The 25112-nt window shown below is 47.7% G+C and carries 25 protein-coding genes; 24 read left to right on the top strand and 1 reads right to left on the bottom strand.

Going from position 1 to position 25112, the window contains the following annotated elements; all coding sequences use genetic code 11:
* Nucleotides 1–42: 42 nt before the first annotated feature.
* From ABEA66_RS29455 to ABEA66_RS29465, 3 genes are read left to right on the top strand one after another with little or no spacing between them, the layout of a single operon-like run.
* Nucleotides 43–2142, top strand: a complete 2100-nt coding sequence (locus tag ABEA66_RS29455; protein ID WP_345593270.1) for a hypothetical protein — start codon at nt 43–45, stop codon at nt 2140–2142.
* Nucleotides 2139–2468 (top strand): EscU/YscU/HrcU family type III secretion system export apparatus switch protein, encoded by a 330-nt coding sequence (locus ABEA66_RS29460; RefSeq protein WP_079910285.1) that lies wholly within the window; start codon nt 2139–2141, stop codon nt 2466–2468. The genes ABEA66_RS29455 and ABEA66_RS29460 overlap by 4 nt, the downstream gene beginning before the upstream one ends.
* Complete coding sequence (locus tag ABEA66_RS29465) at nt 2461–2835, top strand: YraN family protein (protein WP_079910284.1); 375 nt, start codon at nt 2461–2463, stop codon at nt 2833–2835. Before ABEA66_RS29460 ends, ABEA66_RS29465 begins: the two co-directional genes overlap by 8 nt.
* Nucleotides 2836–2939: 104 nt before the next feature.
* On the opposite strand, the gene ABEA66_RS29470 is transcribed toward ABEA66_RS29465, so the two are convergent.
* Nucleotides 2940–4490, bottom strand: a complete 1551-nt coding sequence (locus ABEA66_RS29470; protein ID WP_079910283.1) for a YifB family Mg chelatase-like AAA ATPase — start codon at nt 4488–4490, stop codon at nt 2940–2942.
* 166 nt (nt 4491–4656) lie between these two features.
* On the opposite strand from ABEA66_RS29470, the gene ABEA66_RS29475 reads away from it, so the two are divergent.
* From ABEA66_RS29475 to ABEA66_RS29575, 21 genes are all read left to right on the top strand, one after another.
* Nucleotides 4657–4917 carry a hypothetical protein gene (locus tag ABEA66_RS29475; RefSeq protein ID WP_079910282.1) on the top strand — a complete coding sequence of 87 codons (261 nt, stop codon included), beginning with the start codon at nt 4657–4659 and terminating at the stop codon, nt 4915–4917.
* Between the two features lie 345 nt (nt 4918–5262).
* Nucleotides 5263–6423: an ADP-forming succinate--CoA ligase subunit beta gene (gene sucC, locus ABEA66_RS29480; protein WP_079910281.1), complete on the top strand. Its 1161-nt coding sequence runs from the start codon at nt 5263–5265 to the stop codon at nt 6421–6423.
* Between the two features lie 63 nt (nt 6424–6486).
* Nucleotides 6487–7419, top strand: coding sequence for a succinate--CoA ligase subunit alpha (gene sucD / locus ABEA66_RS29485; protein ID WP_192705185.1), 933 nt, complete (start codon nt 6487–6489; stop codon nt 7417–7419).
* Between the two features lie 114 nt (nt 7420–7533).
* Nucleotides 7534–8637, top strand: a complete 1104-nt coding sequence (dprA, locus tag ABEA66_RS29490; RefSeq protein WP_345593281.1) for a DNA-processing protein DprA — start codon at nt 7534–7536, stop codon at nt 8635–8637.
* 43 nt (nt 8638–8680) lie between these two features.
* Nucleotides 8681–10765, top strand: a complete 2085-nt coding sequence (topA, locus tag ABEA66_RS29495) for a type I DNA topoisomerase (RefSeq protein ID WP_079910278.1) — start codon at nt 8681–8683, stop codon at nt 10763–10765.
* A gap of 32 nt (nt 10766–10797) precedes the next feature.
* Nucleotides 10798–12126, top strand: coding sequence for an FADH(2)-oxidizing methylenetetrahydrofolate--tRNA-(uracil(54)-C(5))-methyltransferase TrmFO (trmFO, locus tag ABEA66_RS29500; protein WP_192705187.1), 1329 nt, complete (start codon nt 10798–10800; stop codon nt 12124–12126).
* A 213-nt stretch (nt 12127–12339) separates the two neighbouring features.
* Complete coding sequence (gene hslV / locus ABEA66_RS29505; protein WP_079910276.1) at nt 12340–12882, top strand: ATP-dependent protease subunit HslV; 543 nt, start codon at nt 12340–12342, stop codon at nt 12880–12882.
* 24 nt (nt 12883–12906) lie between these two features.
* Entirely contained in the window at nt 12907–14301 is a 1395-nt protein-coding gene (gene hslU / locus ABEA66_RS29510; protein WP_079910275.1) for an ATP-dependent protease ATPase subunit HslU, read from the top strand.
* Between the two features lie 52 nt (nt 14302–14353).
* Nucleotides 14354–15127 carry a GTP-sensing pleiotropic transcriptional regulator CodY gene (gene codY, locus ABEA66_RS29515; RefSeq protein ID WP_079910274.1) on the top strand — a complete coding sequence of 258 codons (774 nt, stop codon included), beginning with the start codon at nt 14354–14356 and terminating at the stop codon, nt 15125–15127.
* Nucleotides 15128–15343: 216 nt separating this feature from the next.
* Entirely contained in the window at nt 15344–15748 is a 405-nt protein-coding gene (flgB, locus tag ABEA66_RS29520) for a flagellar basal body rod protein FlgB (RefSeq protein ID WP_079910273.1), read from the top strand.
* Nucleotides 15749–15751: 3 nt separating this feature from the next.
* On the top strand, nt 15752–16198 hold the full coding sequence (gene flgC / locus ABEA66_RS29525) for a flagellar basal body rod protein FlgC (RefSeq protein ID WP_079910272.1): 447 nt from the start codon (nt 15752–15754) through the stop codon (nt 16196–16198).
* Between the two features lie 32 nt (nt 16199–16230).
* Nucleotides 16231–16530: a flagellar hook-basal body complex protein FliE gene (gene fliE, locus ABEA66_RS29530; protein ID WP_079910271.1), complete on the top strand. Its 300-nt coding sequence runs from the start codon at nt 16231–16233 to the stop codon at nt 16528–16530.
* Between the two features lie 37 nt (nt 16531–16567).
* Nucleotides 16568–18160, top strand: a complete 1593-nt coding sequence (gene fliF, locus ABEA66_RS29535; RefSeq protein WP_079910270.1) for a flagellar basal-body MS-ring/collar protein FliF — start codon at nt 16568–16570, stop codon at nt 18158–18160.
* Nucleotides 18161–18171: 11 nt separating this feature from the next.
* The gene (gene fliG, locus ABEA66_RS29540; RefSeq protein ID WP_079910269.1) at nt 18172–19188 is read left to right on the top strand and encodes a flagellar motor switch protein FliG; all 1017 of its coding nucleotides are present in this window, start codon (nt 18172–18174) and stop codon (nt 19186–19188) included.
* Complete coding sequence (locus tag ABEA66_RS29545) at nt 19181–19999, top strand: FliH/SctL family protein (protein WP_192705192.1); 819 nt, start codon at nt 19181–19183, stop codon at nt 19997–19999. The genes fliG and ABEA66_RS29545 overlap by 8 nt, the downstream gene beginning before the upstream one ends.
* A complete protein-coding gene (gene fliI / locus ABEA66_RS29550; protein WP_192705193.1) occupies nt 20000–21322 on the top strand; it encodes a flagellar protein export ATPase FliI in 1323 nt (440 codons plus the stop codon).
* Nucleotides 21323–21331: 9 nt separating this feature from the next.
* Entirely contained in the window at nt 21332–21772 is a 441-nt protein-coding gene (gene fliJ / locus ABEA66_RS29555; RefSeq protein WP_079910266.1) for a flagellar export protein FliJ, read from the top strand.
* Between the two features lie 24 nt (nt 21773–21796).
* Nucleotides 21797–22720, top strand: a complete 924-nt coding sequence (locus tag ABEA66_RS29560) for a MotE family protein (protein WP_345593290.1) — start codon at nt 21797–21799, stop codon at nt 22718–22720.
* Between the two features lie 27 nt (nt 22721–22747).
* Nucleotides 22748–24226, top strand: a complete 1479-nt coding sequence (locus ABEA66_RS29565; RefSeq protein WP_345593292.1) for a flagellar hook-length control protein FliK — start codon at nt 22748–22750, stop codon at nt 24224–24226.
* Nucleotides 24227–24259: 33 nt separating this feature from the next.
* The gene (locus ABEA66_RS29570) at nt 24260–24709 is read left to right on the top strand and encodes a flagellar hook capping FlgD N-terminal domain-containing protein (RefSeq protein WP_079910263.1); all 450 of its coding nucleotides are present in this window, start codon (nt 24260–24262) and stop codon (nt 24707–24709) included.
* On the top strand, nt 24706–25083 hold the full coding sequence (locus tag ABEA66_RS29575; protein WP_079910262.1) for a TIGR02530 family flagellar biosynthesis protein: 378 nt from the start codon (nt 24706–24708) through the stop codon (nt 25081–25083). Before ABEA66_RS29570 ends, ABEA66_RS29575 begins: the two co-directional genes overlap by 4 nt.
* The last annotated feature ends 29 nt before the right edge of the window (nt 25084–25112 follow it).

The following is a 25112-nucleotide window of genomic DNA, read 5'->3' on the forward strand; positions in this document are numbered from 1 at the left end:
ATCCACAAACGCTTGTAATTAAGACCCGGGAGGCGGAGAGCTGTGAACATAAGCGGTCTCATCAAAAATTTTCTCGGAGATGCTCAGGCATCCGAACCTAAGACGCTCGAGCTGAAAACGGGAGAAGTCGTGAAAGGTATGGTCATGCAAAAGCTCTCCGACCAGGAGGCTATTCTGAATATTGGCGGGGTTCAGGTTAGAGCCAAGCTGGAAACGCCGTTAAAACAAGGCGAGGTAACCTTGCTTCAAGTCCAGCCGGAATCGGCATCAGGTCAAGTCGTGCTTAAGCCGCTGGATTCATCGGCTATTCAGATTACCGACGGATCCCTTGGCGAAATCCTGAAAAACGTCGGCCTGCCGGACACAGTCGGCAATCGGCAGCTGATTCAAGCTCTTCATCAGGCTGGCGTATCATTGAATAAAGAAACGGTACAAGCCTTCGCGCAACTGCAAGGACACATGCCTGCGGGCATGTCCCAGGAGGACTGGCTTCCCTCGGCTATCATTGCGTATCAAAAAGGCATCCCTTTGACTCCGGACACGGTCCAAGCCGTGAGACAAGCTGTAGCGGGACCAGCCTTTCATGAAACGCTTCAAAAGCTTGATACACAATTGACCCAATTGCTCGCCGATCGTCCGGACTTGTCTGCTGCAACGAAAGCGGCCATCGAAGGCTTCAAGCAAGTGATGAACTCGGTAAAAGAAATGTCCGCCCAGCTGTTGCCTTTGTCAATGGATTCGGAAGGGCAGCCTTCAGGCTCTGTAAAAGGGCAAGTCCTTGAAGGGAAAGAAGCAGCTGCTTCTACCTTGACTAATATGACTACTAATGGCAAGTCGGGTTTAGCATCGTCCGCACCTTCAGCTGCACCCGGCATTCAGCCTTCTGCAGAGTCTGCAAATGAGCTTGTACAAGGTGCAAGACTGAACCATAGCGAAGAGCAGACAGGGCAGCAAGTAAACAGGCTTGGAAGCAATGCGGCACCGCCTGCACAGACCCAACCCGCTGCTTCTGCCCTGCAGCAGCCAATGCAGCCGCAGTCTCAGACAAGCGCGTCGGCGGTTCCGTCCAATGCGCAAGAAGCTCCGGAAGCATTGCCAAAGACCGCAGGGAGCGGTCAACCCGTTCCTGCGAACGATATATCGACCGGGCCATCTATCAACAAGGAACAAATGTTCTCTTCTAATCGAAATGAATCAATGTCTGCCCTGCCCCATGAATCAGGAAGGACGGAAACAGCTGCTCCCCGCTTACAAGCAACGGAGACAGCGAACTCTGCCGGTAATCCCTCAGGCGCATCTCCACAGACTAAAGAGGCAGTAGAGAATGCTGCTATGAGGAGGTCGGCTGAAGGAGAAGGCATGACTCCCGACGCACCGAAAGGCAATCAGCCTGCCGAGCATTGGATTCCTAAACTGATCAAGGCTCTTGGTGTTGATCATGAGAATCAGCTCTTTAAGCTTCCCGACATGAAGGGGAGCGAGGGTATGCATCGTCTGGAAGGGAGCTCCGTATTACCGCAGCAGGGTACGGCGGCCGCAGGATTAACCCATGAACAGCAGAAAATGGCCGATTCATTAAAGAGCGTTTTGCTGCAGCTGAGCCAGTCCCAGGACATTCCACCTGCTATGAAAGAATCCGTGCAGCAGGCTGTACAGCAGATTACAGGGCAGCAGCTGATGTTAAACTCAGACCGCAGCTCCATGTTTACTCATGTTACCTTGTTTGTTCCGATATTGAACGCCAACGGAGAACAGACGGCAGCTGTTCATATTCAGTCACGCAAGGGAAAACGCGGAGAAATCGATGCGCAAAATTGCCGATTGCTCTTTGATCTGCGTATGAAGGCGCTGGGAGATACCTTAGTCGATGTGAAGGTAGTCGATAGAATTGTGAGTCTTCAGGTTATGAACGATCAACCGTTTGTGCAGGGATTGCTGGATTCATACAGGGAGGAAATTGCCTCAAGCCTTTCCGGCATCGGGTATCAGTTTATTTCATTAAAATGCAGCCCTTACCCGGTAAAAGGATCAAGTGAGGAACAAGCCTCCACTTCGGCCAAGGCTCAGGACGCAGCCTTGTCAGGCAGACTACTTGACCTCTATGGAAATAAACAATACAAGGGAATGGACGTAAAGGTATGAGTCGGGAAAGAGAGAATCCGTCGGAGCAAGCTTCCGTTCAGCCCACGATCAAAAAGGCGGTTGCCCTTAAATACGCCCCGGATCAGGGGAAGGCACCCGTTCTGATTGCTAAAGGGAAAGGACATATTGCGGAAGCCATACTGAAGAAGGCCATGGATAACGGAATCCCTGTTCAAGAGGATTCATCGCTGGTGGAGGTGCTGTCCAAGCTGGATTTGGATCAGGAGATACCTCCCGAGCTGTATAATTTAGTAGCAGAAATCCTGAGCTTTATTTATCGCTCGGATCAACGGGCCAAGCAAATCAAGGAGAATTCGTATGGATAAGCAGGGAATAAGCCGGAAGCAGCTTGGTGCAATGGGCGAGCAGTATGCTATGGAGCATTTGCAAGCCCAAGGCTACCGTATTGCCGGTCAAAACTGGCGCTGCCGAACCGGTGAGTTGGATGTCATAGCATGGGACGGAGCTATTTTAGTTTTCGTTGAGGTCCGTACACGGAGCAGCACACAGCGGTTCGGGACACCGTTGGAATCAGTTGATTATAAAAAATGTGCCCAGGTGATGGAAACTGCTCAAATCTATTTGCACACCCATCGTTATCAAGACCATCAGATTCGTTTTGATGTCGTGTCTGTTTTGACCGATAAAACAGGGAATTTGATTTCTTTGGATCATGTACCAAACGCATTTTGACGGGCTATCCCCCGCGGATGCGTTTTTTGTTTGCCATGTATTCCTCCCTAAGCCCAACAAAGCCTCCTGAACCAGTAAGGTCAAGGAGGCTTGCTTCTCATGGCTTAACCCGACGCCAGCGTTTTTTTGTCCAAGCTCCGATACTGAAGTGCCTCAGCCAAGTGCGGTGCTTCGATTCGGGCATGGCCTTCCAAATCGGCGATTGTACGGGCAATCTTGAGGATCCGGTCATAGGCTCTGACGCTGAGTCCCAATACTTCGAATGACCTTCTAAGCATTGACTCTGCGTCGGGCTGAAGCTTACAGTGCTGGCGCAGCAGCTTGCCATGCAGCTCGCTGTTAAACATGATGCCGCTGTCGGCATAACGCTCCAATTGGATTTGTCTAGCTTGATCGACGCGTTCCTTCATTTCCTCCGAGGAAAGCTGGGGCATTGCATCCATGATCTGACTGTAATCGATTCGCGGTACCTCGACCTGCAGATCGATCCTGTCCAGAAGCGGTCCTGAGATCTTGGACCGGTAATGTTCGATTTTTAATGGGCTGCAGGTGCAAGGATGGGAGGATGACTCTGCACCGTAATATCCGCACGGGCAGGGGTTCATAGAAGCGGCAAGGATGAAATGGGAAGGGAAGCGGTAAACTGCCCTGGCCCTGCCTATGGTTACGAACCGGTCCTCCAATGGCTGACGAAGAACCTCCAGCACGGCTCGTGAAAACTCCGGAAGCTCGTCTAAAAACAAGACGCCGCGATGGGCAAGGCTGATTTCCCCGGGTTTAGGTATCGTGCCGCCGCCAACAAGCCCCGCAGCCGAGACAGAATGATGCGGCATCCGAAATGGCCTTTCGCTGATCAAGCTGCTGCGATCCGCGAATTTTCCCGAGGCGCTGTAGATTTTTGTCACATCGAGCGCTTCTTTTTCCGACATATCCGGCAGAATCGTCGGCAGTCTTTTAACCAGCATCGTTTTGCCGGTTCCGGGCGGACCCAAGAGAAGGATGTTATGCATCCCGGCGGCACAGATCATGAGCGCTCGTTTGGCATGAAGCTGACCGTGAACATCGCTGAAATTGTCGGCCAGGCCGGACTTCAATGCCTGCGATGCATTAGCCTCATGAGAAGCCCGCTGCCCGGCAGGTTGGAAAACCGATTCGGTATCGGCTTTCAGGTGACTGAGATGAGCCAATGTACCGATAGTCATATCTCCGATCAAGACAGCTTCTTTTTCATTATGAATGGGTACGATGGCTCTGGAAATCCCATTGTCTTTGGCAGTAGCCAGCATGGACAGGACACCGGGAACAGGACGGATCGATCCGTCCAAAGCTAATTCACCGAGGATCAATGTTGCCTCCTGCTGTTCCAGCCTCAGTTGGCCGCTTGTTGCCAATATGCCCACAGCAATAGCCAAATCGAAGGCGGAGCCTTCCTTGCGAATATCGGCGGGAGCCAGATTGACCGTAATCCGTTGAAGCGGGAACGTAAATCCGCAGTTTTTGATGGCGGCTCTAACCCGTTCCATGGACTCTTTGACGGCGCTATCCGGCAATCCGACGATATTCATTTGAGGCAGGCCGTTGCTTAAATCGACCTCCACCTCGACAAGCTTGCCTTCCACTCCGTGTAAACAAGCGCTTATAACTTTTCCATACATGACAAAAAACACCTTCCCCTTGGATTCTATCGATCGTTGGGTAAAAGGTGCTTCCTTATTGACCCTTTCCTTTCATTGTACAAGCAATAACACGTGTTGGCAATGTGCGACCAGGAATGGATAAACATAGTGGAAATTGGATATACAAGGTAAGGGGGTGAAAGCAATGCAGGAAAAACCTTACTTTTGTCCGAACTGCCGTTCCAACCGAATCAAATTCAGTGTGATTTCCAGCTACTCACAACGGTTTTTGAAGGATGCCATCTCCGGAACGGTTCAAGAAATGAATGATCCGCAGCAAATTCAGGATTCGGAACCTATGATTCAATGCCTTGTCTGCAACTTTACCGGAAATGAATTGCGATTCATCAAGCAGGCGGAGCGGGAACCTCGTGCAATGACGCCTACTAATCCAACCTATATGTAATCTAAGGTATGGAGTATATTCCAATGGGACGCACTTTTTCTTGAATAAAAAGGAAAAGATGCGTCTTTTTGTTTGCTTTCTAATCGCTTGGGAATGATATAATACGGGAAATTTTTCAGAGGCATAAAAAAGTTTGATTGAAAAAAGGAGGCATTAACCGAAAATATAAGGAAAGTGTCGAAAAAAAGTGGTACAATAGTGAGTGTTTGTTGAGATAAGCGCAGCAAGCAGGAAATATCATGCATCATATCGAACTCTTTTTCGTTTGATGCGGGGCTGGGCGTGCCAAAAACGTCAGGCTCTGGCTCATATAGAAAGCTATCACTGATAGGAGGATTTTGCTAAATGAATATTCATGAGTACCAAGGCAAAGAAGTGCTGAAACAGTATGGTGTTGCCGTACCTGAAGGAAAAGTCGCTTTCACGGTTGATGAAGCTGTCGAAGCGGCAAAACAGCTCGGAACTTCCGTTGTTGTAGTTAAAGCGCAAATCCATGCTGGCGGTCGCGGTAAAGCAGGCGGCGTAAAAGTTGCTAAGAACTTGGATGAAGTTCGCACTTACGCTGAACAAATTTTGGGCAAGGTGTTGGTTACTCACCAAACCGGTCCGGAAGGTAAAGAAGTGAAGCGCCTTCTGATCGAGCAAGGCTGCGATATTAAGAAAGAGTACTATGTTGGTGTAGTTGTTGACCGCGGAACGGGCCGTGTCGTTATGATGGCATCCGAAGAAGGCGGTACAGAAATCGAAGAAGTAGCGGCTCATACGCCTGAGAAAATTTTCAAAGAAGTTGTCGATCCAGCTGTTGGCTTGCAAGCGTTCCAAGCTCGTAAATTGGCTTATGCCATCAACATTCCTACCGAGCTTGTAAACAAAGCGGTTAAGTTCATGCTGGCTCTTTATGCTGCGTTCGTAGACAAAGATTGCTCCATCGCGGAAATCAATCCTTTGGTTGTTACTGGCAGCGGCGACGTTATGGCCTTGGATGCGAAATTGAACTTCGACTCTAACGCTTTGTACCGTCACAAAGACATTCAAGCTCTTCGCGACCTTGAAGAGGAAGATGAAAAAGAAATCCAAGCGTCCAAATTCGACTTGAGCTACATAGCACTTGATGGCAACATCGGCTGCATGGTTAACGGCGCAGGCCTTGCAATGGCGACCATGGATATCATCAAATATTACGGCGGAGACCCTGCAAACTTCCTTGATGTAGGGGGCGGTGCAACGAAGGAGAAAGTTACCGAAGCTTTCAAAATCATCCTTTCCGACGAAAAAGTAAAAGGTATCTTCGTCAATATTTTCGGCGGCATCATGAAATGCGACATTATTGCAGAGGGCGTTGTAGCTGCAGCAAAAGAGCTTGGCCTTACTCGTCCGCTTGTAGTTCGTCTGGAAGGTACGAACGTGGAGCTTGGTAAGAAAATTTTGAACGAATCCGGCTTGAACATCGTAGCAGCTGACTCGATGGCAGACGGCGCTCAAAAAATCGTTGCTCTTGTTAAGTAATTTCCGTTCGGAGCAGCCGTGCGAAATCCTCTTCAAATAATTCAAGGGATGTGAACTATACAAATGAGTATTTTAGTGAATAAAGATACAAAAGTTATCACACAAGGTATTACAGGTTCCGTAGGTATGTTCCACACAAAGGGCGGTCTTGACTACGGTACGCAAATGGTGGGCGGCGTAACTCCTGGTAAAGGCGGTACGAACATCGACATCACTTTGGAAGACGGTTCGGTTAAATCTCTTCCTGTATTCAACACAGTAGCAGAAGCTAAAGCTGCAACTGGAGCTACCGTTTCCGTTATCTATGTTCCGCCTGCTTTCGCAGCGGATGCTATCATGGAAGCTGTTGACGCTGAATTGGATCTGACTATTTGCATCACGGAAGGTATCCCTGTACTGGACATGGTTAAAGTGGCCCGTTACATGGAAGGCAAGAAAACCCGCTTGATCGGACCAAACTGCCCAGGCGTTATTACACCTGGCGAATGCAAAATCGGTATCATGCCTGGTTACATCCATACTCCTGGTCATGTCGGCGTAGTTTCCCGAAGCGGAACCTTGACTTATGAAGCTGTTCATCAGCTGACTACTCGTAACATCGGACAATCCTCCGCAGTAGGTATCGGTGGGGACCCTGTTAAAGGCTCCGAGTTCATCGATATATTGAAATTGTTCAACGAAGATCCTGATACTTACGCTGTTATCATGATCGGTGAAATCGGCGGTACGGCGGAAGAAGAAGCGGCTGAATGGATCGCAGCTAACATGACCAAACCGGTTGTAGGATTCATCGGCGGTCAAACAGCGCCTCCAGGAAAACGTATGGGCCACGCAGGCGCCATCATTTCCGGCGGTAAAGGTACTGCAGCTGAGAAAGTTGCTACTATGGAACGCTGCGGTATTAAAGTAGCTCCTACACCTTCTGAAATGGGCTCCACTTTGGTTAGCGTTTTGGAAGAAAAAGGTTTGCTTGAAAAATGCATCACTAAAAAGTAAGAACCGGACAGGCAAGCAGCCTTCCATTCCCGTTGCGGGAGTGGAAGGCTTTTTTCATTTTCAAGGCCCCGATTTCACAAAAGTTGTTCTTGACGAAGGAGTGATATATACTAGATGAACAATAGAACCATTTTAATTGCGCTTCACCAATTGGAAGGGATTGGCTGGAAAACCATTCAACGCATCACGAATTGCTTTCCCCGCTTATCCGATGCAGCTCAACTTGATGGGAATGATTGGCGGGAGGTTGGGATCACAGGATCTCGTGCATCTGTACTGGCAGACGCATTGAACAGGCTGGACCCCGGGAGGATAGCAGCGATACTGGACGAATACAGCTCCAAAGGTATCGGTATCATGACGATATATGATGAAGAGTATCCTTCCCTTTTAAAGCAAATTGCCCAGCCGCCTTGGGTAATATACTATAAGGGTTCTACTGCTATATTGAACCGTTTGTGCATAGGCATTGTGGGTACGAGAACTCCTACTGCGTATGGGCGAAGAGCGGCTGAGCAGTTATCCGAGTCACTCTCCGGAGCGCAAGTATGTATCGTGAGCGGACTGGCAAGAGGTATAGATAGTGCGGCTCATGAAGGGGCTTTGAAGGGAGCGGGAAGCACGGCGGCTGTTCTAGGCTGCAGTATTGATCAAGTATATCCTCCGGAGAATAAGCTGTTATATGAGCGAATTGCCGAGCAGGGCTTGATCTTAAGCGAATATCCTCTCCATACCAAGTCCCATCCCGGTTTATTTCCTCAGAGAAATCGGATTATAGCCGGATTGAGCTCAGGCATTCTTGTGGTAGAAGCCGCCTTGAAGAGCGGATCGCTTATTACGGCCGATCAGGCGCTGGAGGAGTCCAGGGATGTGTTTGCGCTTCCCGGACCGATCACCTCACCAAAAAGCCAAGGCGCACTCGCCCTTATCAAGCAGGGGGCCAAGCTGGTTACCTGTGCGGAAGATATATTGGAAGAATACCCTCATTGGATATCCTTGGACACATTGACACACATTAAATCTAACTCTCCATCTCAACCTGCGCTCTCCAAGGATGAACAAGCGATCGTCGATCTTTTGCACAAACAGCCGATGACCTTCGATGAGCTGCTCGCTCATAGTCAATTTACCTTTGGACATTTGCACTCAGTTCTGTTAAATTTACTATTGACTAAACGAGTGGAGCAATTACCAGGTTCTGTATACACAATCTGTTAACGATAATCGAGTCTATTTTATAAATGAAGGGGGAAGGACGCCTATGGCAGATTCCTTAGTCATTGTGGAGTCACCCGCAAAAGCAAAAACCATCGGTAAATATTTAGGCAGCAAGTTTATAGTCAAAGCATCCATGGGCCACATCCGCGATCTTCCGAAAAGCCAGATGGGTGTTGAGATAAAGAAAAATTTTGAGCCCAAATACATTACGATCCGGGGAAAAGGTTCTGTATTGAAGGAACTGAAGGACGCCCGGAAAAAAGTAAAAAAAGTGTATCTGGCGGCTGACCCTGATCGCGAAGGGGAAGCTATAGCCTGGCATCTGGCTCATTATCTCGAGCTTGAAGAAACGGAAGCCTGCCGGGTTGTATTTAATGAAATAACGAAGCAAGCCGTTAAGGATGCGTTTAAAACGCCTCGGAAAATCAATCTGGACTTGGTCAATGCGCAGCAGGCGAGAAGAATTCTTGACCGGCTGGTTGGTTACAAGATCAGTCCGCTGCTTTGGAAAAAAGTAAAGAAAGGTTTATCGGCGGGCCGCGTACAATCGGTTGCCGTAAAGCTGATTTACGATCGGGAAAATGAAATCAAGTCCTTCGTTCCCGAGGAATATTGGTCCATCACCGCTAGACTTTTGTCCGGCACCTCCGAATTCGAAGCCAAGTTTCACAGTGTGAACGGGGAGAAGAAGGAGCTTAAGAACGAGCAGGAAGTTAATGAAGTTTTGGCGTCGCTGAATAAGGCTGATTTCATTATTCAAGAGATCAAAGAAAAGGAACGCCTGCGCAATCCTTCTCCGCCGTTTATTACGAGCTCCTTGCAGCAGGAAGCTGCACGAAAGCTGAACTTTCGGGCTTCCAAGACGATGTCCGTCGCACAGCAGCTCTATGAAGGTATCGATCTGGGAAGCGAGGGAACCGTCGGTCTGATTACTTACATGCGTACCGATTCCACCCGGATTTCTCCGGTCGCTCAGGAAGAAGCCAAGGAGTTCATTCTTACAAAGTTCGGAGATGCCTACTATCCGGAAACTCCGCGAGTTTATGTGAAAAAAGCGGCTAACGCGCAAGATGCGCACGAAGCGATACGTCCGAGCTCCGTGCTGCGTGAGCCGGATCAGATAAAGGAATATTTGAGCCGGGATCAGTTCCGTCTATATAAGCTTGTCTGGGAAAGGTTTGTCGCAAGCCAAATGGCGTCGGCAATTCTGGACACGATGACCGTCGATATCGCTGCAGGTGATAACATCTTTAGAGCCGTGGGCTCCAAAATGAAATTCCCTGGCTTTATGAAGGTCTATGTAGAAGGCAACGATGACGGAACGACCGAAGAAGATAAGCTGCTGCCTCCGTTAAAGCAGGGGGAAAAAGTAAAGAAGAAGCAGATCGATCCAAAGCAGCATTTTACGCAACCGCCTCCACGCTATACCGAAGCCCGGCTGGTTAGAGCATTGGAAGAAATGGGAATCGGCCGCCCGAGTACGTATGCACCTACGCTGGAAACGATTCAAAGACGCGGCTACGTGGCGATTGAAGAGAAAAAGTTTGTCCCGACCGAGCTTGGTGAGCTGGTTATTCAACAAATGATCGAGTTTTTCCCGGAAATATTGGACGTAGAATTTACGGCTCATATGGAAGAGGAATTGGACCAAGTTGAAGAGGGCAAAGAGGATTGGGTCAAAGTATTGAGCTCCTTCTATCAATCGTTGGAGAAGCGCCTGGAAGTTGCCGAAGAAGAGATGGAAAAGATTGAAATTCAGGACGAGGTATCGGATGAGATATGTGAGAAATGCGGCAAGCATCTGGTATACAAGATGGGGCGGTTCGGAAAATTCCTTGCTTGTTCCGGATTTCCGGAATGCCGCAACACCAAGCCGATTATTAAGGATATCGGTGTAACCTGTCCGAGCTGTAAGGAAGGCCACATTATCGAACGGCGTAGCAAGAAAGGGCGCGTATTTTATGGCTGCGACCGCTATCCGGAATGCGAATTCGTTTCGTGGGATAAGCCGGTGGAGAAGCCTTGCCCTAAATGCGGCTCTTTAGTGGTGGAGAAACGTAACAAGAATGGTGTGTTTCACCAATGCATTCAATGCGATTTCAAAGAAGAAGTACAGGAAAAAGAATGATTCTAGCTTGAGATTTTCAGGAGGGTAACATCTTGTCAGAGACACCGAAAGTAACCGTCATCGGAGCCGGACTGGCTGGCAGCGAAGCCGCTTGGCAAATTGCCAGTCAGGGCGTGCCCGTTATCTTATATGAAATGCGTCCGGTTAGGAAAACACCGGCACATATATCAGATCAATTCGCCGAGCTGGTATGCAGTAACTCCCTTCGCGCTAACGGCCTAACCAATGCGGTAGGCGTGCTCAAGGAAGAAATGCGAATTTTGAACTCCCTCATTTTGCGCTGTGCGGACAAGCACGCTGTACCTGCAGGCGGTGCTTTAGCGGTGGACAGGGAAGGGTTCTCCGCCGAGGTTACATCCATCCTGCGCAGCCATCCGCTTATTGAAGTGCGCAATGAGGAGCTTCAAGAGCTGCCAGACGGCATCACTGTTGTGGCTACTGGCCCGCTGACATCTCCGTCATTGTCCGCTCATCTCCAAGCCTTGATGGGCGAGGAGTATCTGTATTTTTATGATGCGGCTGCACCGATCGTCGAGAAGGATTCCATCGATATGAGCAAGGTGTATCTCGCTTCTCGTTATGACAAAGGGGAGGCAGCTTATCTAAACTGCCCGATGACGGAGGAAGAGTTTAACACGTTCTACGATGCCCTTATATCCGCCGAGGTTGCTCCTATCAAAGAATTCGAGAAGGAGATTTATTTCGAGGGCTGCATGCCGATCGAAGTCATGGCCAAGAGAGGTAAACAAACTGCGCTATATGGTCCTATGAAGCCTGTAGGGCTTGTGAATCCACATACCAATGAGCTTCCTTATGCAGTAGTTCAGCTCCGCCAGGATAACGCGGCAGGAACGTTATATAATCTGGTAGGCTTCCAGACTCATTTGAAGTGGGGAGAACAAAAAAGAGTATTTTCGCTGATTCCCGGGCTTGAAAATGCCGAGTTCGTCCGCTACGGCGTGATGCATAGAAACACATTTATCAACTCACCCAAGCTTTTGAAGCCGACGTATCAATTTAAGAAGAGGGACAACCTGTTTTTTGCCGGACAAATGACCGGTGTCGAAGGCTATGTCGAATCGGCCGCATCCGGATTGATTGCTGGCATGAACGCTGCTCGTTTTGCGTTAGGACTGGATTGTCTGGTCCTGCCTGCTGATACGACGCTGGGAAGTATGGCGCATTATATTACAACGGCCGATTTCAAGCATTTCCAGCCGATGAATGCGAACTTCGGGCTTCTTCCGCCGCTGGATGTAAAGATCAAAGTGAAGAAAGAACGTTATGAGAAAATAGCTTTACGTGCAATTGAGAAAATTCAGAATTTTTCCCAAAACGAATACAATTCCACTTGTAAGTAAAAGCTTTACTATGATACTATAAAGTTGTTTTTGAAATTCATTACCAATAAGTATGGAATAAGATACTTTATTTTTACGAACCTCTGCATCGCGGCTGCTCACTTTGTGCGTCCTCGAACGAGGTTTTTCTATTGAATACCTGAATATAGGACTAATTGGGGACTCATCAATGAAAACACGTTGTAGAACGGTTTTCTTACGGAGGTATTTATTATGGAACAATTTCATGCGACCACGATATTCGCTATCCGTCATAACGGAAAAAGCGCTATTGCCGGAGACGGTCAAGTAACATTCGGTAACAGCATGATCATGAAGGGTTCGGCCAAAAAGGTTCGCAGGCTTTATCGCGGCAAGGTGATTGCCGGCTTTGCAGGCTCGGTTGCCGACGCTATTACTTTGTTTGAAAAGTTCGAGGCGAAGCTTGAAGAGCATCACGGAAATTTGCAGCGCTCGGCTGTAGAGCTCGCCAAAGAATGGCGCTCTGACCGTGTATTGAGACGTCTGGAAGCGATGATGATCGTTATGGATGCCAGCGGTGTCCTTCTCATATCGGGGAACGGAGAAATTATCGAACCGGATGACGGTATTTTGGCCATTGGGTCAGGGGGAAGCTTCGCATTGGCCGCGGGAAGAGCGCTACATCGCTATGCACCGCATATGAGTGCCAAGGAAATCGCCCATGCCGCGTTAACGATGGCTGCTGAAATCTGTGTGTTTACGAACCATAATATCATCGTGGAAGAAATCGAGTAGACGACCATATAAGGAGGGACTCCATTGAAACATACTGCATTGACGCCAAAAGAGATTGTCGCTCAGCTGGACAAATATATCGTAGGCCAAAAAAAAGCGAAGAAATCGGTGGCAGTAGCTCTGCGTAACCGGTACCGCCGAAGTCTGCTGGATGAAACGCTTCGCAACGAAATTGTGCCTAAAAACATTTTGATGATCGGACCAACTGGTGTGGGAAAAACGGAAATTGCACGCAGACTTGCCAAGCTGGTGAACGCTCCCTTCATTAAAGTAGAAGCGACCAAATTTACGGAAGTCGGTTACGTTGGCCGCGATGTTGAAGCCATGGTCAGAGATTTGGTGGAAACGTCCATTCGTATGGTGAAGCTGGAGCGGACCGAGAAGCTGAAAGACAAGGCGGAGCAAATGGCCAACGATAGAATCGTGACCATCCTCGTTCCCGGCTCCTCCAAATCAAAGACGCAGCGTAACCCGCTTGAAATGCTGTTTGGCAACCAAAACCAGACAGAAACTCATGAGCCTGAAGCAGATCAGCATGTACAGTCCCGCAGACAGGAAGTGAGAGAGAAGCTGAACAAGGGAGAGCTCGAGCAGCAAATCATCGAGATTGAAATCGAGGATAACTCGCCATCCATGCTGGATATGTTATCAGGTCAAGGCAATGAACAGGCCGGAATGAATATGCAGGAGCTTTTTGGCAGCTTTATGCCGAAAAAAACGAAGAAGCGTAAGCTCCCCATCAAGGAGGCGCGCAAGCTGCTGATCCAGGAGGAAGCGCAAAAGCTTTTAGATATGGATGAAGTGATTCAGGATGCAGTGACTCGCGCTGAACAGCACGGAATTATTTTTATTGATGAGATTGATAAAATATGCAGCAGCGGCCGCAGCGGGGGACCTGACGTATCGAGAGAAGGCGTCCAGCGCGACATTCTGCCTATTGTGGAAGGCTCGACTATTATGACCAAATACGGTCCGATTCAGACCGATTACATTCTGTTTATTGCTGCGGGGGCGTTTCATGTATCTAAGCCTTCAGACCTAATTCCTGAGCTTCAAGGACGATTTCCTATACGTGTAGAACTAAGCAGCTTGACGCAACAGGACTTTGTGCTTATTCTGAAGGAGCCAAAGCATGCACTGACCAAGCAATATACGGCATTGTTGGAAACGGAAGGGATCCAGGTCCAATTTTCCGACGAGGCTATTGAGGAAATTGCTAAAATTGCTGCGGAAGTCAATCAAAATACGGATAATATCGGTGCAAGAAGACTTCATACGATACTAGAAAAGCTGCTGGAGGACTTATCGTACGAGGCTCCGGAAATAACATTAGAACAGATCGTTATTACACCGGAATACGTTCGTGAGAAGCTGACGGACATCGTACAGAACCGCGACTTGAGCCAGTATATTTTGTAAATGAATAAGGCGTGCGCGGCACTTAAATGCTAGTCGCCTGGGAGGCAGTACAATGACATTGTTGACGAAGACAAGAAGATTAAATAAATTGCTTCAGAAGGAAGCGGGGAACCCGGTCAGCTTTATGAACATGGCCGAGGTGCTCGGTGATATCCTGCAGGCGGATATATTCGTGGTGAGCCGTAAAGGGAAGGTGTTAGGCAAGGCTCTGACGGATCCGGAATCGGGAGAAAACGTGAACGAAACTCTGCTGTATGAAAACCGTTTTCCTCAGGAGTATAACCAATTGTTGCTGAAGATTGAGGAGACCTCTTCCAATTTGACCGCTCTGAGCGATTATAATGTGTTCGGGGAAAGAGTGCCGGAGGACGGCATCTACATAACGATAGTGCCGGTAATAGGCGGCGGCGACCGGTTAGGAACCCTGATTCTGACAAGGAGATCCGGAGGCTTTATTGACGACGATCTGATCGTGGCGGAATATGGTTCGACGGTGGTTGCTATGGAGATCCTTCGGGAGAAAGCCGAGCAGGCGGAGGTAGAAGCGAGAAGCAAGGCGGTGGTTCAGGTAGCCGTAGGCTCTTTATCGTTCAGCGAGCTGGAAGCCGTTGAGCATATTTTCGAGCAATTGGAAGGCTCGGAAGGATTGCTTGTTGCAAGTAAAATAGCGGATCGTGTCGGAATTACAAGGTCGGTTATTGTCAATGCTTTAAGAAAATTGGAAAGCGCCGGCGTGATCGAAACCCGCTCGTTAGGTATGAAAGGGACCTATATTCGAGTCCTGAACGATCAATTAATCCAGGGAATTCACAGTTTAAAAATATAGTAAATATGCAGGTTCTAAGCCCTATAGCTCAAATATAGGGCTTTTTTCATATTGTAATAAAATGCTAATATCTTCATTATAGATATAGTTCTGGGCGACTACATTTCCTTCCATTTATACATATTATTTTTTGAAGAATATGTCGAAGGAAGGAGGAAAATGATGTCGACCTGTTGAATACTACAAACTAACATCACCGTGAAGGTAGGAACGTGTATGAATATTTTGAACAAGCCGTCATTTAATCAGCTGGAACGTACTCTTGATGCCGCTTCAATGCGTCAACGTGTCATTGCGGACAATGTCGCCAATGTGGATACACCACTCTTCAAAAGGTCCGATGTGCGGTTTGAGGAACTACTGCAAAATGAACTGAACGGCACCTCCCCGCTTCAGGGTTACAGAACAGATCCGCGCCACTTCTATATTGGACGTGCTGCGGTACCGGAGCCGCAGATTGTTAGAGACAACTCATCGGCCATTAACAATAACCTTAACAATGTCGATGTGGATTACGAAATGTCTCTCTTGGCAAAAAATCAGCTCAGATATAACGTCATGATTCAAGAAGTCAGCAGTGAAATCAAAAAAGCAAGAACGGCTATCGGGGGGCGGGTTTAATAGATGAAGCTAACAAACGGTTTTGACATTAGTTCTTCGGCTTTAACGGCACAGCGCTTCCGAATGGATGTGATCTCATCCAATATAGCCAATGCCGACTCCACTAGAGCGAGAATGGTTAACGGGAAATGGGTTCCTTATCAAAGAAAGCTAGTGACTATCGAGCCTAAACAGCCTTCCTTCGAACAAGCGCTGCAAAATGCGCAATCGGGTTCGGTTGGTGAAGGAGTTAAAGTAACCAGAATCATTGAAGATACTTCTCCCTTTAAGCAGGTTTACAATCCGACTCATCCGGATGCAGACGAGAATGGATATGTCATGATGCCGAATGTTGACGTGCTTAAAGAAATGGTGGATATGATATCTGCAACACGGTCTTATGAAGCTAACGTAACGGCTTTGAACGCATCCAAATCATTCATCACCAAAGCTTTGGAAATTGGTAAATAAGAAACCATTAATTAAATGAAGGAGATACTGACATGATTGAAAAATTGGGTATGCAACCGCTGCAAGCGGCCTCTCAATCTATTCCCAAAAGTACTAGCGCAGCTGAAGTTTCGGAGCAGTTCAGTCAATTCCTCGGGGATGCGATGAACAAGTTAAAAGAACAGCAGGCGGAAGTCGATAAGCTGAATGATCAGTTTGCCAAAGGTCAAACTTCAGATGTACATCAAATTATGATCGCTTCGGAGAAGGCGGCTTTAGGTTTAGAGCTAACGGTTCAGGTGCGAAATAAAGTCATTGAAGCGTATCAAGAGATCATGAGAACGCAAGTATAAGGTGTGCACCTAGCAGTCATTCAGATGGGGTGAAATAGTGAACGAGAATATTACCCAGTATTGGAATCGTGTCACGCAATACTGGAACCAATTCAGTAAAGCTCAGAAAATAACGTTTTCAGCGACAGTGATCCTGGTCATATTAACACTTGGAATTATCAGCTACAATTTTTCGAAGACTGAATACGCGCTTGCGTATACCAATCTCCAACCAAGCGATGCGGCAGCTATTAAAGGGTATCTCGATAGTGCCAAAATTCCTTACCAGTTAAGCGAGGACGGCAAAAACATCGGGGTTCCCCGCAGTGAAGTTGCTAATGTAAAGCTTGCGGTTGAATCTCAAGGACTTAATAAAAACGGGAACATCGGTTACGGAGAATTCGGGAAAAGCAGTACTTTCGGTACGACAGACAAGGAATTCAATGTGAAGTACATCAATGCGGTTCAAGGCGAGCTGCAGCAGCTGATCAACTCCAACACCGCAGTCAGTAGTTCCAAAGTATTAATCAATATTCCTGAGGAGAGTGTCTTTCTTCCTAAAGGTGCTGATAAAGAGAAGGCATCCGCATCCGTCGTCGTAAATGTGAAGCCAGGCTATCAGCTGGATCAAGCAAAGATCGATACGATGTATAACCTGGTATCCCACAGTGTTAAAGGATTGCCGATAGAGAATATCACCATCTCCGATCAGAACGGCGAGCCTCTGGAATATTCTAAAGGCAACAATAAATTAAACAGCGCGAACGCTGCACTTCAAAATTTTGAAATTAACAATCAATTCAAGAACGATATTCAGAAAAACGTTCAGCAAATGCTGGCAGCCATTCTTGGTAAGGATAAGGTCATCGTACAAGTGTTCTCAACTATGAACTTTGACCAAATGAACAGCCATCAGCAATTGGTTACGGCTCCTAACACAGTCGATCAAAAAGGCTTGGAAATATCGGTTCAGGAAATCCAGAAAAACTATACGAGCGACGGAACGGCTGCTAATGGCGGGGTACCGGGTACAGGACAAACCGATGTTCCGGGATATCCGGGCAGCAACAGTAACGGCAAGGCTCAGTCCGAAGAATTACAACGAACCGTCAACTCTGAGGTCAATCGGATTACGAACGATATTATCTCAACACCCTATGTTGTTAAAGATTTAACCATTAACGTAGGTATTGAACCACCTAACCCGGATGATCCGAATTCCTTAACGCAGGAAACGCGTGATGCAGTTCAGCGTATTCTGGTCAACGTGGTAAGAGCGGCGTTAGCCGATAATAAGCAAACATTGACTGAGGCGGATTTATTACAAAAAGTATCGGTCTTCCCTCATTCGTTTGCACGTACTTCCCAAAATCAATTGAGCAGCAATAATTCATTGCTTCTATACGGCGGCTTGGGCGGGCTCGCATTAGCGCTTCTGGCAGCAGGGGCATTCATTTGGATGAAACGCCGCAAAGCGAAGGAAGAAGCTCTGGATGAGCTTGAAGCAGAACCGGCTAAGCTGGAATTCCCTACAATTGATATTGACAATGTGACTAATGAAAATCAGGTTCGCAAGCAGTTGGAAACCTTGGCAAAACGAAAACCGGAGGAATTCGTCAATCTGCTTCGTACCTGGTTAGTAGATGAATAGAGGTGTGATGGTTGGCTAAAGTGCAGCAGCAAGTTTTAACGGGGCGTCAAAAAGCTGCCATTCTGTTGATCAGCCTTGGTCCGGAAGTGTCGGCTCAGATCTTTAAGCATCTGCGGGATGAAGAGATTGAGCAGTTAACTTTAGAGATCGCGAACGTCCGAAAGGTCGACAGTATTGAGAAAGAATCGATTTTAGCCGAGTTTCACCAAATATGCTTGGCACAGGAATTCATCTCTCAGGGCGGTATTGCATATGCAAAAGACATTTTGGAGAAGGCGCTCGGATCTCAAAAAGCGCTCGATATCATTAACCGGTTAACTGCAACCTTGCAGGTTCGGCCGTTTGATTTCGCAAGAAAAGCGGATCCTGCCCAAATATTAAATTTTATCCAAAATGAAAATTCTCAAACTATTGCTTTAGTTCTTGCTTACTTACAGCCCGAGCAATCATCGATCATTTTGTCTTCTTTGCCGCAGGACAAGCAAGCGGATGTTGCCAAACGCATTGCTTTGATGGACAGTACCTCACCTGAAGTTATCAGCCAGGTTGAACGCGTACTGGAGCAGAAGCTTTCCGCGACCGTCACTCAGGATTACACCAATGCGGGCGGTATTGCAGCCATCGTACAAATATTGAACGGGGTAGACCGCGGTACCGAAAGAACCATACTCGATTCCTTGGAGATTCAAGATCCAGAGCTGGCCGAAGAGATCAAGAAAAGAATGTTCGTCTTCGAAGATATCGTCAATATCGACAACCGCTCTATTCAAAGAATTATCCGGGATATCGAAAATGCCGATCTGCAGCTTGCGCTTAAAGTGGCCAGCGAGGAAGTACGAGATGCCATCTTCAAAAACATGTCCAAACGAATGGCAGAAACCTTCAAGGAAGAAATGGAATTTATGGGACCTGTTCGTTTGCGTGATGTCGAAGAAGCCCAAACACGTATCGTTGCAACCATACGCCGCCTAGAAGAAGCTGGTGAAATCATCATAGCCCGCGGTGGAGGAGATGATATTATTGTCTAATGTCATCAAGTATACCCAGTACATATCGTTAGACGATAAAAAGGTCGTTGAAGTTGCGCAAAAATATAAAATGTCTGAAGATTCCAGTACAGCCGATGGACTGACGGAAGAACAGCAGCAAGAACTGAACGAGCTTCATGAAATGAAAGATCAAATCCTGCAAGATGCCCAAATGTTCGCCGAAGAGCAAGTTCGGTTGGCCATGGAAGAAGCGGCGGCTGCACGAGAGCATGCTATAACGGAAATTGAACAATGGTGGAATGAGAAGCGCGAGAGCGATGAACAGCTGCGTAACGAATTAAAGGAAGAAGGCTTCCGTCAAGGCTATGAAAATGGCTTGAAAGAGTCGGAAGAGCATCTCCGCGAGCAATATAACGACATGCTGCAGGAAGCATCCCAAATATTGGAGCAAGCTTATCACCTGAAGCAGCAGATTATTCAAGAGGCAGAGCCTTTTTTGATCCAGCTCAGCTGCGCTATTGCAGAAAAAATCATTGACAGGCAGCTGACATTAGAGCCGCAATGGATCATAGAGCTGATTCAATCGATTCTATCCCGCAGGAGAGAAAAAGGAATTATTACGCTCTGCGTGGCTCCGGCACATTTCGCTTATATTCAGGATGCGCGTGAGGAGCTGCTGCTTCATATTGATTCTCAAGCGGAGCTTCAAATCATTCCGGATCCGTCGGTTCATGATCATGGATGTGTGGTACGTTCCAACTTTGGCAGCATCGATGCCAAGATAGATACACAGCTAAAGGAAATCAAAAACGCGCTTCAGCATCTTGCCGTCAGAAATGAGGGAGTGTAGATGAATCAGGTGCCGGACGTATTTAAGTATATCGAACATCTGAGACAAATTGATCCCGTCAGAGTGAACGGTAAGGTCACGCAAGTCATCGGATTGACTGTAGAGTCGGAAGGACCCGACGCCAGCATCGGCGATGTCTGCTACATTTATCCGTTAAAATCGGATGTGCCCTTGAAGGCTGAAGTCGTAGGCTTTAAGAACAATAAAGTTCTGCTCATGCCTCTCGGAGAGCTTCATTCGATCGGACCCGGCTGCGATGTAGTAGGGACCGGGAAGCCGCTCACCGTACAGGTTGGACATGAGTTGCTCGGCAAGGTGCTAGATGGCCTGGGCCAGCCCTTGGACGGTACCTTCTTGTCATCGCGGATGGCACAATACTCGACGCACAATGCTCCGAGCAATCCCTTGAAGCGACCGCGCGTGCTGGAACCGATCAGCGTCGGTGTTCGCTGTATCGATGGATTGCTAACGATCGGAAAAGGTCAGCGTGTAGGTATATTCGCAGGTTCTGGTGTTGGTAAGAGTACGCTGATGGGAATGATTGCAAGGAATACTTCCGCTGATGTCAACGTCATTGCACTCATAGGTGAACGGGGCAGGGAAGTACTGGATTTCATCGAACGCGATCTTGGTCCTGAAGGACTTGCCCGATCGGTTGTCATTGTAGCTACATCTGATCAACCGGCGTTAATCCGGATTAAAGGCGCCTTAATTGCAACCAGCATCGCTGAATATTTCAGAGATCGCGGATTGAATGTCATGCTGATGATGGATTCCGTCACCCGCTATGCCATGGCGCAGCGCGAAGTTGGTCTGGCAGTAGGAGAACCGCCGGCAACGCGCGGATATACTCCATCCGTATTTGCTACATTGCCCAAGCTTCTCGAACGCTCCGGTACCGGCCCTAGAGGCTCCATTACCGCATTTTATACGGTACTGGTCGATGGTGACGATATGAATGAGCCGATTGCCGATGCAGTTCGCGGGATATTGGACGGGCACATTGTGCTTGACCGGAACATTGCGAACCGTGGGCATTATCCAGCCATTGATGTTCTTTCCAGCGTCAGCCGTGTCATGAAGGAAATTGTTCCCAAAGAGCATCAGCTGGCAGCGGAAAATTTGAAGCGTCTCTTATCTATTTATAAAGATTCGGAAGATTTGATAAATATAGGGGCGTACCAAAAAGGATCCAATCCGGAAATTGATACATCCTTGGAATATATTCACTCTATATGGGACTACACAAAACAAAGAGTCGATGAGAAGCTGACATTTAGCGAGGCTCAGGAAAGATTGATTTTAGAATTTAACAAAGGGTGAACATAAACTATGCGTTTCCGTTATGCATTTCAGAAGATCGTCGATTTGAAAACGAATGAAAAGACGCAAGCGGAATGGTTATTGTCACAAGCCATCGGCAAAATGCGCGAGGAAGAGTCCAGCTTATCCGAACTGCATGCAGCCAAGGACGGAGTATATGAACAGCTTCATGAAGTATCCGCCCAAAAGGCAACGATTTCCCAAATGATGATGTTTCATCAATATGTTGAGCACATTGATCAGCAAATCGAACTGAAAAATCAGGATCTTCAGGAGGCCAAACGGGTGGTCCATGTGAAGCAGGACGTTTTGGCAGGCAGGGTTCTTGAAGAAAAGGTTTGGAGTAAAGCCAAGGAAAAGGCTTATCAGCGATTTGCAATGAACGTGCTGAAGAAAGAGCAGGATCAGTTGGACGAAATGGCAACGAACCGGTTCCGGAGATTGTCATAACCCAATAACATGGAGGTGAGGATAATGTCAGATATGGATGTGGAAAATACCTCTTCGTATGGGGCTATGGAACGGTTTCTCATCTGGTTTTTGATTCCTTTTGTTTTTACGGCTGTGCTGTTGGGAGTACTGCTTACCATCTTCGATTATGATGTGATGAACAACGTGCTGCGCACAGCGAACAAAATTCCTGTCATTAGCAGCATAGTTCCGGAGCCTAAAAGCAAGACTGCAGATAACAAAGCCGCTGCCGGTTCCGCAGGGCAGGATACTGCAGCCAAGCAATCCCAGGACGATATCATTCAAACCCTGAATGCCAAGCTGAATGAGAAGGATCAGGAGATCAGCAAAACGAACGACCTGTTGGCTCAAAAAGATCAAACGATCAAAGATCTTCAGTTGAAGAATAGTACGCTGGAGGAACAAGTAAAAAGTAAAGCGTTGACCGATGAGGAATATGCGAATCAAATTCAACAGTTAGCAACTATGTATGCCAAGATGACCCCCTCTAAGGCAGCTCCCATTATGGAGCAGCTGACCAATTCCGAGCTCGTGCTTGTATTAAGCATGATGAAGACGGACGACAGGGTGAAGGTTTTGGAGAAAATGGATCCGAAAAAAGCAGCGGATGCATCCATTCTACTTAAAGACCAGACGACGGTTAAAGACCGCGAAATCGCAGCTCTGCAGGACAGATTGAAGCAAACGGCAGTTTCGGATCCCAAAGCTGCGCAAAAAATCAGCAAGGACGATCTGGGCAGCACCTTCTCCAACATGACGCCGAAAAGTGCGGCAACGGTATTATTGGAAATGCAAAATTCCAATCCGGATAAAGTGATCTCCATTCTAAGCTCGATGGATAGTGCAGGACGTTCCAAGGTATTGACGGCAATCTCGGAAGCAAATAAAGAAACAGCGGCATTAATCTCCGCTCGACTCGTTCAATAAATAAGGAAGGGAGGTGAAAAAGAAACTATGGAAATTCAAGCTCAAATGCCAGTTACAGTAACAGGTTCCGGCACGGGTACTTCCGGTACGGGAGGGGCCGCAGCAGCAGGCACAGGGTTATCGAATTCAACTTCTGGCCAGGCATCGGGCGGATTCTCCGCTGCTTTGATCGGAATGATTGGCGGAACGCCTGCTTCGGATGGTGGGGCAGCTCAAGCTCAAGCGCCCGGATTGAATGCTTTAATCCAACAGCTTGGAAGCTTGCAGGTTGATGGTACGCAGCAGCAAGTGAGTCCAGATTCTCTTAAACAGCTCGATGCCTTAATCCAGCTGCTGGATTCTAATTCCGAGGATGCAGCTTCACTACTGCAAAATCCGGATGTTCAAGCCTGGTTGGCCGAGATTCAGGCGATGCTGCTTCAACAGGCTCAGCCTCAAACAGCAGCTGTTCAGCCGTCGGATAGCGGAAATGACTTGGTTAGCTTGCTTGCGGTTGATACTTTGCTCAATGACGGCGGTGACGCCGGTAAACAAAATCCAGCGCTGCAAGAGCTATTTGTTCCATTGGATATGGAAGCCGTGGCAGAAGAACAGCCGGCAGCAGCCGTTGAACAACTGCTCAAGCCTATTTCCAAGCAGGAAGCCAAGGATATTCTAAATGATCTTAAGCAGCTGCTGGAATCCGGCAAGGATCAGAACGCAAGTCAAGCTAAAGCCACTGCTCAACCTATCCAGCATGTCATTAACGGTTTGAAAAACATTGTAAACCATCATAATGTGGCAGTGCAGACGGTACAGGATGCTCAAGCTCAACAATCGGCAGCAGCACCTACGGTGCAAACAAATCTAGAGTATTTGGCCGCCAAATCAACACCGTTAAAAGTGGAAGTTCCTAAAGCGACCAACGATGGGCCTTTGTTTGAACCTTTGGTTGATTTTGCGGAAGCCGGTACGGATAGTCCTGCCGTTCCAATGCATGAATTTCTTAAGCAAGTGTCCACCGGCAATCCTGTTGCCAAGGCTCCGGTTCTCCTGATGCAGGCACCGACGTTTACGGAAGAGATGAGTCAATTCGTGATGAAGTCGTTCACCGTTAATGCCATTGCCGAAGGAATTAGCGAAGCCAAGCTGTCGCTGTATCCGCAGCATCTCGGGCATGTGGACGTCAAGCTGACCATGCATAACGGGCAATTAATCGCCCAATTTGTAGCAGAGAATATGCAGGGCAAAGAAATGCTGGAGAGCCAAATGTCTCAGCTCAGAGCAACGCTTCAAAGCCAGGGGATACAGGTAGAAAAACTGGAGGTTACCCAGAGCCAATCCTTGCAATCAGGGCTGTTCCAAGAGCAAAGACAACAGCAGCAGCAATTTGCCAAACAGCAAAAAAATAATGGCAGCACGAACAAAGCGGTTTCTCTAGAAGAAGAATTAGAGGCAGAGAAAGAGTCTATGGCAGCCAAGATCTCATCCATGATGGGACGGACTTCTATCGACGTAACGGCATAAGGAAAGCAATGTGAATGTCCGGGAGGTGAAACCGTGTCGGATTCATCCGTAAGCACTAAAAATGTATGGCCCTACTATGCAAAAACAAACGTTAGCAATGTGGCTAAGGAAAACAAAAAGAATGACCTGGGAAAAGACGAATTTTTGAAAATTTTGATCGCTCAATTGAAAAACCAGGATCCATCCCAACCATTGCAGGATAAAGAGTTTATTGCTCAGATGGCTCAGTTTACATCGGTTGAGCAATTGACGAATATGAGCAATGAAATGAAGCTGCTTCGACAGTCGTTAGGTTTTGCATCCGGACTCATCGGCAAATCGATTACATGGAATACGACGAACGAAAAAGGAGAAACGGTTCCGAAGACGGGAGTCGTAGAGTCTATCGTTGTTAAGGATGGCGCCCAGTTCGCTGTTGTTGGAAAAGATAAAATCGCACTTGATCAAGTCACGCAAATCGCTATACCGGAGGAGACCAAATGACCGATCGAATATCTGTCGGACAATTGTATCCAGGTAGCATAAGAACGTCCAGGCTCCAAAGAACGGAACATCAGCCGGCCCAGCCAGCGAATTCGTTTCAATCGGTATTGCAAAACCAGCTCCTTCGATTCAGTCATCATGCGGAGGAGAGGCTTCAGCAGCGCGGTATTGAGTTCAAACCCGAGCAGCTGGCCAAGATCCAATCAGCAATTGATAAAGCGGCAGCCAAAGGCGCCAAGGATTCATTGATGCTGATTAACGACACGGCTTTGATCGTCAACATCAAGAACAGAACTGTGGTCACTGCCGTCGATGGCGCTTCGATGAAGGACAACTTATTTACCCAAATCGATAGTGCAGTCATTATTTCTTAACTAACGGGCTGGACCGACAGGGGGCCCAC

It is taken from the genome of Paenibacillus vulneris (genome assembly GCF_039543185.1).
Classification (GTDB): Bacteria; Bacillota; Bacilli; order Paenibacillales; family NBRC-103111; genus Paenibacillus_S; species Paenibacillus_S vulneris.